This window comes from Pedobacter cryoconitis, assembly GCF_014200605.1.
Classification (GTDB): Bacteria; Bacteroidota; Bacteroidia; order Sphingobacteriales; family Sphingobacteriaceae; genus Pedobacter; species Pedobacter cryoconitis_B.
In genome coordinates, this window is the sequence record NZ_JACHCE010000001.1 from 1211115 (window position 1) to 1225869 (window position 14755).

The 14755-nt window shown below is 39.6% G+C and carries 13 protein-coding genes; 5 read left to right on the forward strand and 8 right to left on the reverse strand.

The features are described 5' to 3' along the window. The first annotated feature begins 12 nt into the window (after positions 1–12). The gene (locus HDE68_RS05250; RefSeq protein ID WP_183879596.1) at positions 13–852 is read left to right on the forward strand and encodes a glycerophosphodiester phosphodiesterase family protein; all 840 of its coding nucleotides are present in this window, start codon (positions 13–15) and stop codon (positions 850–852) included. A 124-nt stretch (positions 853–976) separates the two neighbouring features. Here the strand turns inward: HDE68_RS05250 and HDE68_RS05255 are convergent, their stop codons facing one another. After that, positions 977–1312 carry a cupin domain-containing protein gene (locus tag HDE68_RS05255; RefSeq protein WP_183879598.1) on the reverse strand — a complete coding sequence of 112 codons (336 nt, stop codon included), beginning with the start codon at positions 1310–1312 and terminating at the stop codon, positions 977–979. A 4-nt stretch (positions 1313–1316) separates the two neighbouring features. Beyond that, a complete protein-coding gene (locus HDE68_RS05260; RefSeq protein ID WP_183879600.1) occupies positions 1317–2000 on the reverse strand; it encodes a GNAT family N-acetyltransferase in 684 nt (227 codons plus the stop codon). 124 nt (positions 2001–2124) lie between these two features. Here HDE68_RS05260 and HDE68_RS05265 point away from each other — a divergent pair, with 124 nt between their 5' ends. The 4 genes from HDE68_RS05265 to HDE68_RS05280 are packed head-to-tail and all read left to right on the forward strand — an operon-like array spanning position 2125 to position 7226. Then, positions 2125–2820 carry a DUF2461 domain-containing protein gene (locus tag HDE68_RS05265; RefSeq protein WP_183879602.1) on the forward strand — a complete coding sequence of 232 codons (696 nt, stop codon included), beginning with the start codon at positions 2125–2127 and terminating at the stop codon, positions 2818–2820. A gap of 37 nt (positions 2821–2857) precedes the next feature. After that, positions 2858–4474 (forward strand): Na+/H+ antiporter, encoded by a 1617-nt coding sequence (locus tag HDE68_RS05270; RefSeq protein ID WP_260171624.1) that lies wholly within the window; start codon positions 2858–2860, stop codon positions 4472–4474. 60 nt (positions 4475–4534) lie between these two features. After that, positions 4535–6442: a glycoside hydrolase family 9 protein gene (locus HDE68_RS05275; RefSeq protein WP_221300670.1), complete on the forward strand. Its 1908-nt coding sequence runs from the start codon at positions 4535–4537 to the stop codon at positions 6440–6442. Positions 6443–6458: 16 nt separating this feature from the next. Then, on the forward strand, positions 6459–7226 hold the full coding sequence (locus tag HDE68_RS05280) for a ThuA domain-containing protein (protein WP_183879604.1): 768 nt from the start codon (positions 6459–6461) through the stop codon (positions 7224–7226). 69 nt (positions 7227–7295) lie between these two features. On the opposite strand, the gene HDE68_RS05285 is transcribed toward HDE68_RS05280, so the two are convergent. The 6 genes from HDE68_RS05285 to HDE68_RS05310 all read right to left on the reverse strand — a co-directional run bounded on the left by HDE68_RS05285 (position 7296) and on the right by HDE68_RS05310 (position 14587). Beyond that, entirely contained in the window at positions 7296–8183 is an 888-nt protein-coding gene (locus HDE68_RS05285) for a polysaccharide lyase (RefSeq protein ID WP_183879606.1), read from the reverse strand. Positions 8184–8226: 43 nt separating this feature from the next. After that, a complete protein-coding gene (locus tag HDE68_RS05290; RefSeq protein ID WP_183879608.1) occupies positions 8227–9747 on the reverse strand; it encodes a serine hydrolase domain-containing protein in 1521 nt (506 codons plus the stop codon). Between the two features lie 203 nt (positions 9748–9950). Then, positions 9951–10481, reverse strand: coding sequence for an HD domain-containing protein (locus tag HDE68_RS05295; RefSeq protein WP_183879610.1), 531 nt, complete (start codon positions 10479–10481; stop codon positions 9951–9953). Between the two features lie 12 nt (positions 10482–10493). Further along, positions 10494–11666, reverse strand: coding sequence for an RsiV family protein (locus HDE68_RS05300; RefSeq protein ID WP_183879612.1), 1173 nt, complete (start codon positions 11664–11666; stop codon positions 10494–10496). 66 nt (positions 11667–11732) lie between these two features. Beyond that, positions 11733–13178, reverse strand: a complete 1446-nt coding sequence (locus tag HDE68_RS05305; RefSeq protein WP_183879613.1) for an NAD-dependent succinate-semialdehyde dehydrogenase — start codon at positions 13176–13178, stop codon at positions 11733–11735. Positions 13179–13231: 53 nt separating this feature from the next. Then, positions 13232–14587 (reverse strand): outer membrane protein assembly factor, encoded by a 1356-nt coding sequence (locus tag HDE68_RS05310; protein WP_260171625.1) that lies wholly within the window; start codon positions 14585–14587, stop codon positions 13232–13234. Positions 14588–14755 lie beyond the last annotated feature (168 nt).

Below are 14755 nucleotides of genomic sequence, written 5' to 3' on the forward strand. Positions count from 1 at the left end.
CTAATATGTTTGATGAATTCTTGTAAAATAATACTCACAACGACGCTGATCTGCCTGGTTTCCCTGGTGCAGGGACAGGAAAAACCTTTGCCACTGCCAAAATGTAAAAATGGTTTTATCGTGATTGCCCATCGGGGCAGTCACCTGGTGAAACCCGAAAATACTTTAGCGGCAATTGAAGAAGCCATTCAGCTTGGTGCAGATTACGTTGAAATAGATCTGCGTACAACCAAAGATGGCGCTCTGGTATTGAGTCACAATGAAACTGTAGATCAGCAAACCAATGGTATCGGCAGGGTAAGAGATTTGAAGCTGGAGGAAATCAAAAACCTTTTGGTAAAAAGCAGGGATGGGGATGTTTATCGCATTCCTTCATTTACTGAGGTTCTGAAAATCTGTAAAAACAGGATTAATATTTATCTTGATTTTAAAGATGCGGATGCTGAATTGAGCTATCGGGAAATCAAAGCAGCAGCAATGGAAAATCAAATCCTGGTTTATCTGAATAAGGCTGATCAGTATGTGGACTGGAAAAGAACAGCTCCTGAGATGCCTTTAATGAGTTCTTTGTCAAAAGCTATCAAAACGAAGGAAGAATTAGAAGCCAGTCTTGCTCAACATGCTTTGCAAGCCGTTGATAATATTACTGATCCGGTTATTCTGGCTGCTTTGAGAGAAAAGGGAATAAGTGTTTTTCTGGATGTTCAAAGTACGGATGAAAACCCGGCTAAGTGGAAAGCTGCGATGCGCAAAGGGGTACAGGGCGTACAAACTGATCACCCTGGCGATTTAATCAGTTATTTAAAAAAGTATAAGCTGCGTGATGGTGATCCCGAAGTGAAAATTAAATGATAAGATTATATGATAAATGAGAAGACCTTTCTGCCGGATTTTTGGCAGAAAGGTCTTTGTTTATAGTTGTCCGGAGCAATTATATGATCCGGAGTTAAGGTGTCTTTTGAGGTTATTTTCCAGTCTAAAGAAGTTTGAAATCTTCACGGACAGGATCGAATATGTCAATCAGTTTGCAGTCGGTAATTGCAGTACCGCCATGAGGGATATTTGGAGGAATAACAGCAAAAGTACCTGTGTCCAATACCTTTGCAATCCCATCTACAGTAAGTTCAAACTGACCTTCGATGACAAATACACATTGGTGATTGATATGCTGATGTATCGCTGATACACTTCCTGCTTTGACTTCAAGAAAGTTGATTGTATTGTTTTCTGTATGGATAATCTTCGATAAATAACCCGGTGTTAACTCTTTAGTTGGAATATCGGAAAAATGATTAAAAATTGGGTTCTGCATTTGATTACTGTATTTTTTTTATAAAATAAATATACATTTCTTTTCTTGTCGAAAATCCGGAGTGCTCATAAATTTTAATTGCACGTTCATTATCCGTACGTACATGTAGAAACGGAGTGCCCGATGCAGTTTTAATGCGCCTGATCTGGCTTAACATCAATTGTTTTGCGTAACCTTTGCCCAAATAATCCGGATGTGTACAGACCGCACTGATTTCTGCATATGGTGAAGGATTGAGACGCTGTCCTGCCATAGCTGCCAGTTTGCCATCCTGAAAGATTCCCTGGTAATGTCCAAACTCAATTGTCCTTTCTGTAAATGGCCCCGGGTTGGTCAGCCTGGTTAATGCCAGCATTTCAGGAATATGTTCCCGGGTTAAAGGAACCATGACTGCTTCTATTTCAGCAGGTGGCTCAGGTTGATCATAAACCATTTGAAAAGCGGAAATATTACCCAATACTTTCCAGGTTTCAGGGATTTTTACGGCTACAGGACTGACAAAACCTATCGGGTTGTCATGCGGGATCAGTTCATGGAGTCTTTGGAAATTCTCTGCTGAATATTCTTTTAGTCCTATAAAAGGGGAAATCTTTTCATCGAAATATTTAACCTGCCCATCGCTGTTTGAAAATTGCTTATTTCCAGTAATTAATGCGTTCCATACCGGATTATCTAATATATGATCCATAGGGGTAAACCTAAAAAAATCATCAGACATAAAAATCTTATCAGCGTCAGATTTAAATATAACTTATTACAGGTACTATCTTTGCTTGGATTGATTTTAATACTATCAAAAGATCACAGCAAATATGGCAAATTCGAATTTACAACAACTACGATTACAATCTTCTAATTTTGACTTTCTCGGGCTTTTAAAGAAAAACAATGACAGAGAATGGTTCAACGCTAATAAAGATGCATTTCAAAAGGAACACGAACAGATAGAAGATTTCGCAGATGCCTTGTTACAGGAGCTTAATACGCACGATGTGATTGAAACACCTTCAGGAAAAAAGAGCCTGTACCGCATTTACAGAGATACCCGTTTCTCAAAAGATAAAACCCCTTATAAAACCCATTGGAGCGGGAGCTTTAGACGGGCCAGTAAACAGCGCAGGGGCGGATATCATTTTCATCTGGAAACAGGTAATAATTATATTGCCGGAGGTTTTTTCGGACCATCCACAGCAGATCTTAAACTGATAAGAGAAGATATATCTTTTGATAGTAAACCGCTAAGGACCATATTAAACAGTGAATCATTTGTGTCAGCATTTGGAACCTTGAAAGGTGAACAGCTAAAAACCACGCCGAAAGGTTTTGATGCCAATGACGAAGCTATTGACTTATTGCGTTATAAACAGTTTCTTTTAATCCGGAAATTCTCTGATGCAGAAGTTCTCGATGAAAGTTTTTTGGAAAAAGCAGGCGAGACATTTAAAAATATGCGTCCGTTTTTTGACTATATGAGTGAAGTATTGACTACAGATATCAATGGACTTTAAGAATAATAATTATATTTAGGTTCTACCAATTGATGAAATGATGCTCCATGACAACCTTATTTTAATACTCGTTTTACTTTTAGGGGTTACCATTCTGGTAATGGTTGGGCAAAAACTAAAGATATCGTATCCTATATTTTTAGTTTTAGCTGGTTTAATGATCGGGTTTATCCCCGGTATGCCGCATTTCACCGTTGATCCTGATATTATATTTTTACTTTTCCTGCCCCCTTTATTATATGAAGCGGCGTGGACAACTTCATGGAAAGATTTTTGGGAATATAAAGGAGCCATTTTTTTAATGGCAGTAGGTCTGGTCCTGATTACTTCTGTGGCCGTTGCCTATGCCTCAGTTGCTTTCATACCTGGTTTTACTTTAGCTTTGGGTTTCTTACTGGGTGGGATTATTTCTCCGCCGGACGCGATTGCTGCATCTTCAGTTCTGAAAGGGATTAAGATTCCCAAAACTATCAATTCTTTGTTAGAAGGAGAGAGCCTGGTCAATGATGCTTCCAGTTTAATCGTTTTTAAATTTGCACTGGTGGCAGTAGTTTCCGGGCATTTTGTACTGCAGGAAGCAGCTTTGAATTTTTTTGTCGTTGCAGGTGGTGGAATTCTGATCGGACTGGCTATAGGCGGTATATTTTATGCTTTGCATAAGTGGCTGCCTACCAATGATAACATTGATACGGTATTAACGCTGCTTACCCCTTATTTCATGTATATCGTGGCCGAACATTTTAAAGTTTCGGGGGTAATGGCTGTAGTTTCCGGAGGTTTGTTTTTATGTAGTCAGTCACATGTTATTCTAACCCCGAATTCCAGGGTTAAAGTTAATTCGGTATGGTCTGCAATCACATTTATGATGAATGGGGTCGTTTTTATATTGATTGGATTGGCATTACCAGATATTGTAGCGGACTTAGGATCTGAATATCCATTACAAACCGCTATATCATACGGTATTGGAATTAGTATACTGGCCCTGGCAGTCAGATTTATCTGGCTGTTTTCCACCAGTAGACTTACCAGTCTGGTTAATAAAAAAACAAGGATCCGTTACCAGGGAATGACCTGGCATTCTTCTGTAGTCATCGTTTGGGCTGGTATGCGTGGTGTGGTATCGCTGGCCGCTGCTTTATCTATTCCCTTAATGCTCAACAGCCAGACGCATTTTCCCTTAAGAAACCTGATTCTGTTTATCACTTTTGTAGTCATTTTAGTCACCCTGGTGATTCAGGGGCTTTCATTGCCTTATGTGATCCGTTTATTAAAGATACCCGAGAACACTTATAAAATACCAGAGCAGGAACAAAGTGCGCAGATCAAGCTGAAATTAATTGATAAATCGCTGATCAGAATACAGCAGAACTATCAGTTTCAATGTATACACAATGAGCTGATGGCTAATTTTAAAGTAGAACTGGAAAACTCATTGAAGGGAAAAAAGGATAATCTGGAAGCTTTCAGAGCGGGTAAAATTGATAAGCAGGAATTGAAAGCCTACCGGGAAATTATGCTGGATTTAATTCAGGTACAACGCCATGAATTACATCTTTTAAAAAATGATAAAAATTATGATGATGATATTATCAGGGAGGAAGAAAAACGATTGGATTTAGAAGAGCTGAGCAGTAGGGGAAATCTATTTTAAGTACATCAATGATAATGTTTGATTCATGAAGAAGATTTAACCTGTTTAAAATGCGCTCTGATGATAAAACGTTTATTCTGCACAGCAAGTCCGTCTATGGCGGTACTGTCTATATTATTTTATTTGCTGGTCACTTCCAGTCTGGTTGCTGCAACTTTCAAACCTGTTCCTGTTTCGTCCCTGACAGTGCCATTGATAGCTGCATCAAATCACCCTAATCTTCACCAATCAAAGGATTCTTTAGACAAAGAAGTCATTGTATTATCAAATCAGGTAGCCTATAATTTGTACGGCCATAAATCTGCGATGATTAAACATCAGCAAATATTAGCGGAAAGACTGACGTTTGAAATTCTGGATGCAGCTACATCAAAACCGGTTTTTTCTGGTAAACTGGCTAAAGCAGAAAAGGTAAAGGAATGGGATGCTGCAAATTGGTATAGCCCTGCCGATTTCTCTGCTTTTCAGAAGCCCGGAACCTTTAAAATTCAATTGATCGTTAATGGAGAAAATTATCAATCTTATCCTTTTAAAATTGAAGATCAGGCATTAGGTAAAATAGGTATCCCTGCAATGGTAAACTTTTTTAATCATCAGCGTGCCAATTCTAAACAGGAGCTGGAAGCCGATCAGCATATCAGGCTTTTTGGCAGTGATCAAACTGTAGATCTCAGGGGAGGGTGGTGTGATGCTTCTGGTGATATCAGTAAATACTTTTCTCACCTGGCTTATACCAATTACATGTTGCCGCAACAGATCCCAATGGTAGACTGGTCTATGATCAATACTGTAGAGCGTGTTCCGGTATTGCTGGATGCAGTAAAAATCAAAGAGGCACTGGTAGATGAGGCCCTTTACGGAGCTGATTATATCATGCGGTCCCTATCTCCGGATGGTTATTTTTATATGACTGTTTTTAGTTATTTTGATAAAGATCCGAATGCAAGAAGGATTGTGGGTTTACTGGCTGATAGTAAAACAACCAGTGATTATCAATGTGCCTACAGGGAGGGCGGTGGTATGGCAATTGCTTCGCTGGCGCGTATTTCCAAATGGAAAAAACACGGTACATTTTCTTCTGAACAATATCTTGCAGCAGCAGAGCGTGCTTTTGCACATTTGCAAAAATTCAGTACGCAATACGCTGACGATGGAAAAGATAATATTATTGATGATTACTGCGCATTGATGGGGGCTACTGAACTCTGGATCGCTACAGGAAAAACAGTATACCGGGAGGAAGCCCGTAAAAGAGCCGGTAATTTGAATAAAAGACTCACTGCAGATGGTTATTTTGTGGCTAACGATAATGGAAGGCCTTTCTGGCATGCTGCGGATGCCGGACTTCCGGTAATTGCATTGGCAAGATATCTGGATGCTGAAAAGGATGCGGACAGGCGTAAAATGGCATTGCTTACAATTAAAACAGCGCTGGATTATAATTTGAAAGTTACCCGGAACGTGACCAATCCTTTTGGTTATGCCAGACAGAATTTCCTATATCAGGGAAAAGTTAAAGAAGGTTTTTTTATTCCGCATGAAAATGAAAGCGGCTGGTGGTGGCAGGGAGAAGATGCACGTTTGGGCTCGTTGGCTGCTGCTGCACTGGTAGGGGGAAGGCTGGTATATCCTGAGAAAAAACCTTTAGGTGTGAAAAAGGAATTAGCAGCATATGCTTCCAATCAGGTATCCTGGATTCTGGGAAATAACCCTTATAACATGTGTATGATGTATGGTTATGGAAAAAATAATGTGCCCTATATGAGCTCTATGTATGGGCATGGTTCCGGAAAAGGTGGTATCTCCAATGGAATTACCGGCAGGGACGGAAATGCAGATGGATCTGGTATTGATTTTAAAGTAGAAGACCATGGAAACGAATGGCGTTGGAGCGAACAGTGGATACCGCATACAAGCTGGTTTTTACAGGCAATTACGGCGATGTCTGATAATCGGGTGCAGAAATAAAAAAAATAACTCATTTATGAAGAAGAAAATAAGATTTTTAGGGTTTTTAATCACCCTGCTGATGATCGTATCTACAAGTGGATTTGCAAAAGCGCCTGCTTTTAAGGCCCTGGTATTGACAGAAAGGGGTGGTTTACACGAAGGTTTTGTTGTAGCTGCACTGGATTGGCTCCATATTTTTGCTGCAAAGAATAATATTGAAATCACTGTAATCAATGATACTAAAGCTATTGATGAAGCTTATTTATCAAAGTATAAATTATTTATTCAATTGAATTACCCGCCCTATACCTGGACAGATCAGGCCAAAGCTGCTTTTGAGAAATACATTGAACAGGGTAAAGGAGGCTGGGTAGGCTTTCATCATGCTACCTTACTGGGAGAATTTGATGGTTATCCGATGTGGAACTGGTTTTCTGATTTCATGGGCGGGATACGTTTTAAAAACTATATCGCCGGACTGGCATCTGGGAAAGTTTATGTAGAGGACAAAACACATCCGGTCATGAAAGGGTTACCTGCTTCATTTACAGTTACTAATGATGAGTGGTATACTTTTGATAAAAATCCAAGACCCAATGTTAAAGTACTGGCCAGCGTAGATGAATCGAGTTATCAACCTGCTTCGGCTATAAAAATGGGAGATCATCCTGTGATCTGGATGAATGAAAAAATGAAAGCCAGGAATGTTTATTTCCTGATTGGCCATCATGCTGATCTGTTAAAATCCAACGAGTTTAAAAAGATGTTTGGAAATGCTATTCTCTGGGCAGCTGGTGGGTAAACTCTGGCTGGCCTGTGAATTATAAAGGGCTGTACTCAACTTTACAGCCCTTTAAAGGAATACTGTTCTTTAGCTGGCTAACCTTTTCCAGGTCAGGTCATCGTAATAAATCAGGCCGTCAGTTGCTGAACTCCAGTAGTCCTGGCTTCCACCTCTGAAAGTATGGAAGGTAATTGATTTGATTAATCGTTTAGAAGTGTCAGTTGTCCAGCGGATATCATTTTTGGTCAGCAAGTCTGCACCGTCAACAGTATAAGAGATTTGTCCGTCAAAATTTGATCCGGTATTGCTCTTTATCTTGATCTTAATGGTATACCATGTGTTTTTAGAAAGCTGTTTACTCTGTTTTCCAAAATTATTTCCGCAATCCTCAGGCATATCTTTATAATATACATAGGGTCTGAAATATGGTTTATCCGTACCACTGTCATCCTTTTGGTTTGTTGGGTTATACCACATAATTCTCGCACTGCCGCCAGTTCCGCTATCCGCTTTATTACAGCCTGTAAAACCATCGCCAATAAGGAATCCAAATCCTGTTTTTCCGCCTCTGCTCCATTGAAAATTGGAAGCAAAACGTACTTTGAAGCTTAATTCATATTCAGAGCCATCGGGCACATCAATCTGGACTGTATTTCCGCTTCCTGCGGCTGCAGGGACAGAGGAGATGGAGTTAGCAGGAATTCTTACGCTCACCTGGTTACTTGATATATTGACATTTCCGGCTTGCCAGTTGCCGATAATATCTCCCATATCTGATGCTGCAGTGGCTTTGCTATAAGCACCATCGCTATGCGTGAAATCGACTGTTCTGCTTTCATAAACTGCCCTGGCTGTTGTTGTCGCATCTTCGTCAATGATCTGATTGGTCTGCAGGTCTTTTTTGCATCCTGCAATTGCAAGAGAAATTCCCAGTGCTGCAAAAAGGAATCTCGATTTTTGTAAATTGGTTTTCATAAGTAGATGTTTATATTTTGGTTTTTGTTGAGCTTTTTAATGGTTATCCGGGGTCCTGATCTGTGGTTCTTTCTCTGATATATTGTTCCATACTGAGGGCGTAGTCAAGCTGGATTTTATTCATGAGCGGTCTGGATTTTTCAAGGGCACTCACTGCATTCGCATAAGACCTGCTCTTGATATAGATGTCTGCAATGCCCAGATAAGGCAATGCAGATTTTGGAAATTCCTGTGTGCACAACTGATATATTTTCAGTGCATTAGTCTTGTCACCTATTCGTTTAAACAGTGTATTTCCAAAAGAATTTAACGCATTCAAACTCATGTCGTAGCGGGGCTTTCTGGTCTTTTTTAATAAATGGTAGAGGTTGATAGCAGAATCAATACTGCCGGTTTCCTGAAGTTTATTTCCCATAGCCAGGCTTACCGGGATTTTTACAACAGGTAGGCTTGCCCCGTTTAACCAGTTAGTAATGTTTTTAATGATCTCTGAGCTAACGGGCTGTGCTGAAATATTACTCAAAAAAGTGATGCCGGTTTTTTGTTTGGGAATCAGGATTACCTGATTCTGGAAACTGGTGATCTCACTCTTTTTGATCAGTAATTCCTGGTCATCATCTTTACTCAATTCCCAGCCTAAGGTTATACCAGAAGATTTGCCTGACCTATATTGTATTGAGAAAAAATCATCAAAGACAGATCTTTTGACGAAAATTCCAGTAGCTGTTTTTCCTTTATTTAAGAGCATTTCCATCCATTGGGACAAATCGGCGGCAGTAGTATGTAATCCGTTACTACCTCCGTTTTCCCGGTTATAAGGATAAAGACTGTCTGTTTTTGAAGTAAATGTCAGCCAGTTATCAATACTGAATGGCTGAACATAACGTTTTGGTTTTGAGAAGCTGGAAGATTTCATCCCCAGTTTTTCAAATACATGCTGTCTGATGTATTGCTCAAATGGTGCCCGGGTAACTTTAGTGATCAGATCGGCCAGGATATCATAGTTGTAAGGGGACCTGAGGATACGGCTGCCTGGAACCGGAAACTTTAACTGCTGAGAAGAAATACTGCGGGTTGTATTTTCGGGGGCATTAGCAGAAGTATCGGGCGTATCCCATAAAACCGGGTAATGCTGGATGCCGGAAGTATGTGATAATAAATGTCTTATTGTTATCTTTTTATTGATCTTATCTGCTGTTTTGAAATAAGGCAGGTATTTTTGTACAGGATCATCAAGTTGAATCAGCCCTGAATCAAGCATTTTTAAAACTGCTGTTGCCAGCATTGGTTCAGAAATGCTACCCGCAGAGAATGGGATTAGCGCATCTATTGCATGGTGATCCTGATCGGCAATACCAAGCGTCGTATTGAAAACGGAGTCTTTATGCACAATACCTACCGATAAACCCGGAATGGCATAGGCTTGTCTGACCTGCAGGAGATAGTTGTGAAGCTCCTCAATCCGCTCAACAGAAAATTGATGGGTTATAATCTTTTCCTTTTTGCAGGCAATTAAGCTCAATAGCAATAAATTGAGGAATATGATAACAATTCTGTTTTTCATGGTATTCATTATATCTGGTTAGTATTCAGTAGGATATAATGAATTTAAGAAAACGTGTAACAAAAAAATCGCATGAATCTTCCTGAACCTTTGAAAAGGGGCGTTAAAGGAAGATTCAAACGATTGAAATAATTTTTTGATTAAGGAAATTAAAGCGCCTGAGCGGATAATGTGCTGTGAATGAACTGCACCGGATTTAATAATTACTGATAATCAGCAAATAATTTTCTCAGATAAGTCAAAAGTTCAAGGCCTGGTTTTGATTTTAATACAGGAACCAGAACTTCTTCTAATTTTACCTGTTCAACTTTGTACATGGCATATTTTTTATCATTGCCGTGGATGATACTGAATTCAACGTTTGAGATCCGATCTGCAAGTTTAACAATGATTGCCTGTTCATTCCGGGCAATTTTCTTGTAAAAGCTGGCTTTTCTTTCTGCCCTGCTTGCTCCTTTGTCGTCACTCAGGGTATCGACAATTTCTGCAACAACAGCTCCGAATTTTTCTTCCAGCTCAGTTTTGGTAATCTCAGTATCCTCTAATACGTCATGGAGCCAGGCAGCAATTAATAAGTTAAGATTATATGTAGTACTCAGGTCAATATTAAACTTCATCAGTACACTGACTACATTTCCTAAGTGTATTTCATAAGGGGATACGCCATATTTTTGATCACCGTGTGACTTTACAGCAAAGACTCTCGCTTCATTAAATAATTGTTTATAATTCATGGTCACCGGTGCTTAGTTCTCCATTCTTTTAGCAAAAGCAGGGTTCAGATATTTCTTTAGATCTTTATAAGGAATAGAAACTATAATTTGTCCCTGTGCAAAACTGGCTACTTCATAAGGATTGTATAAAAATGAGATACCTGTGGTATCAAAAAAGAAGTTCTTGTTTGCTGCCAGATGATCTTCGAATAACTGTGTGGATAGTGCCTCACCGGATTTGACCTTATATTGTGTCCTGAAATTCTTTTCTACCAGTTTTTGCAGTGAAACAGAATCTATTTTAATCAGATCAGAAAGTACCAGATGTTTCTGGTTTTTAACGTCAAAACAATACAGTGTTGTTGCGTAATTGTTATGTGCACCGCCAGAATAATCATCAAACAAATGTTTAATAATCACAAATCCATTGCTATTATAGTGGAGATCCAGATTTTGTGTTTTATTATAATTCAGGGTGGCGCTTGGTTCGCCGGCTTCGCCTGCCAGTTCACGGATTTCAGCTTTATAAGCGTTGAGATATGCTGTTGCATCGTTCTTTATGCTTGTAGTCCATGAAGCGGCTGGCTTTTGCAGATCCATTGCCTTTTTGAGTTGTTTATCAAGCCATTGCTCTTGTGGTGTATGGCCTGCAGGCATTAAATATTCATAACTGATATTAGCCTGTGGAGAATCTTTCTTTTTCGGAAACACTTTGGCCGAGTCTGCATAGGTGGCAATTTTAAAGGCATAACTTCCATCAGGATAACTTTCTTCCAGACGGATGCTCGAATTTTCTTTGCCATCAGCCTTTGTTCCGCTGAAAACAGTGCCTGTCCATTTTAAGTGGAGTTTTGCACTGGCAGGAATGGCATCCTCAGTATAATGATCAGCAAGCTCTTTTTCTATTAAAATAATGCTGTCCTGATTGACAATTTTATCGGTCACAAGGTTTACCTGTGTACCATTATAATCATAAGTCCCGGTAAAGTTCTTTCCGATTTTACTGAGATTGATAACCACATTGTGGTCTCCGATTATTCCCTGGAACCTTTTGTAAAAATTCTCGGGCAAATGTTCCTGAACTGCAACCTTTCTGGTTACTACTGCAGTTATGGCAGAATCAGCTGAGGCTGCTTTTTTCTCAGAAGAGTGACAGCCGGCGATGACTATCGCAAGGCTGAATAAATAAATAGATGATGATTTCATAGGGTAGTTAGATGTTGTGTGTGAAATTAAATAAATTTCGGATGAATAATAAATTTTAATGATTTACTAGTCTATATTTCCGATACAGATGTATTTAATTTCAATATAATCCTCTATACCATATTTAGAGCCCTCTCTGCCTGAACCTGAATATTTGACGCCGCCAAAAGGGGCGACTTCTGAAGAAATTAATCCTTCATTGATTCCTACAATACCATATTCAAGGGCCTCGCTGATTTTCCAGCTTCTTTTTAAATCATTGGTATAGAAATAAGAGGCAAGTCCATAAATAGTGTCATTGGCCAAATGGATCGCTTCTTCATCACTCGAAAATTTGAAAATAGGTGCTACCGGGCCAAAAATTTCCTCTTTTGCAAAATCCATAGTTGCTGTTGCATCTCCAATAACAGTCGGAGAGAAAAAGTGATCATCTATTTTATCTCCTCCAATCAGGATTTTACCTCCTTTTTTTACTGCATCCTGAATAAAGGATTCAACCCTGTTAATTGCTTTTTTGTTGATAAGCGGACCGATATTTACTTCTTCGCGCATTCCGTTGCCCAGCCTTAATTCCGAAACTGCCTTTACAAACTTAGTGGTAAATAACTCATATATTTTTTCATGAACCAGAATACGGTTCACGCAAACGCAGGTCTGACCCGAAAACCTGAATTTACCGGCTATGGCACCTTTGATAGCTGCATCGATGTCCGCATCTTCGAATACAATAAAGGGTGCGTTTCCACCTAATTCCAGACTTAATTTTTTTAAAGTAGGTACACATTGCGTACTTAATATCTGTCCAACTTTGGTAGAGCCTGTAAATGATATTTTTGATACTAAAGGGCTTTCACATAAAACTTTTCCCATTGCTGCAGCATCGGTTCCGGCCACGACATTAAATACGCCATTGGGAAAGCCTGCTTTTTCTGCAAGGTGGGCAATAGCGAGTGCTGTAAGCGGTGTTTCTTCACTTGGACGGACAACAACCGTACAGCCGGCTGCCAGGGCAGGAGCGACCTTTCTTGTGATCATAGCCAATGGAAAGTTCCAGGGGGTAATTGCACCTACAACACCAATTGGCTGCTTGATCACCATAATTCTGCGGTCGGCAGTATATCCGGGGATAATATCACCATAAAGTCTTTTGGCTTCTTCAGCAAACCACTGGATAAATGATGCGCCATAATCTACTTCACCACGGCTTTCATTTATTGGTTTGCCACTTTCGAGCGTCATGATTTTAGCGATATGCTCTTTGTTTTCTATAATCAGTGAATACCAGCGCTGCATAATCACAGATCTGTCTTTGGCAGATTTTTTACTCCAGGGTTTAAATGCAGTGTGCGCAGCATCAATTGCAAGGCTAACGGTCTGACCGTCGCCATTGCTTATTTTTGTAACCAGACTGCCATCTGCCGGATTCAGTACATCAAAATTTTCGGGACTTCCCGAAACCCATTCGCCATTGATATAGGATTTGCTAAAAAGCAATTGTTTATGATCTTCCATATGATATGATATCAAAATGTTCTTTTATCCGATAAGGATAATTGTTTTTTTATTTAAAACGCTTCATTTAAACCTAAGAAGAAGCCCCTTGATCCGTAATTACCAAAAGCATAATCCAGACAAAGATTGGTTCTTGTTGCTTTGTTAAAGAGCACACGTAAACCTGCGCCTCCTGCGGGCTGCCATTTCTGAAATAACTTTGTTCCCAAATCATCATTGGTTGTTTGCACATTAAAGAATGTAGCACCACTTAAAAATTTGTTTTTTGTGATTGGAAAACGATATTCTACCTCAGAATAAAAATATTTTGTGCCTTTGAAATAACCAATCGTATAACCTCTTCCGCTACGGAATGCAGGATCTTTTCCTGAACCAGGCAGCTCCAGATAGGGTAGGGCACCGCTAACAAGGTATGATCCCCAATTCCAGAATGCAATCACGTGTTCTGGATTCTGCGCCGAAAGGCTCCAGTACTTTCTGAAATCGGTAGTGAATTGTACGGCATTTTTAGAACTTCCCATCCAGCTTTGATTGACCCGGATACCAGCATCGGCATACATACCTTTGTATGCCCGGTTCTGGTTATCACGGGTAGTATATTGCAGATTGAAAAGAAGGCCGTTTGCCATATAATGATCGCGGTCAAAGCCATGCCTGTCACTGTAGATGTTATAAGGGGTTAACTGGCCTTCTGGAGTATTTCTGTCTTCTATCTTTCTTCTGATATCAAATGATACCCCGGCGCCAACAAACAAATTATCCTGTATCTGTTTGTACACTTTTTCTTTGAAATTGTAAAATTCTGCATGAAGCACATAACCTTTGCGGTCCGGATCTGTTAAAATCCGGTCTGCTTCACTCCCGGTTGCTCCCTGGCCAATTCCCAGACCAAAATCGGGTGTAACAGTTTTTGCAGCAACCAGACTCCCCTGGAAATTCCATTTATTACCAGGAGTGAAAATATTATGGCTGATATAAAAATAAATAATCCCTTTTGTAGTGATAGAAGCTGATGTGGCTGCAACTGACATGAATGTATTCGGGTCGCTGCCTAGTATTCTTCCAGCCACTGCTTTAATACCTATCTGAGCACCAATACTGGGGTTGTAAGCAACATTAGGCATGGCTGTGATGCCTGACTTTTTGCGAAGTGGATTGGTCTTCCTGTTGGGATGAAGGATATGACGGATTAAGTCAGCAACATCATATTGTTTGTAAGTAGAGTCGGCAGGTTTTTTATAAGTAGAATCAACCGGCTTTTTATAAGTAGAATCAACAGAAGTTATGGTCTGGCTATAGGTTTTATTTGAAATACTTATAAATGCAGCCAGAAAAACTATACCTGACAGGATAGATGATCTTCTGTATTTGTACCAGTTTGTCTGTTGTATTAGATTTTTAAATTCCAATTGATAGGTGTTTTATAATGGTTAGGTGTAGAATTTAAACCCAAAAACAGGCAGAATGTTTTATTATTTAATTAGGGTAAGGTATGCTATCACATAAAACCGCACTCCTTGCAGGTACAATACCTTGTATCTTTTTTCATTTCTTCCTACTGTTTTGTATAAGCCAGC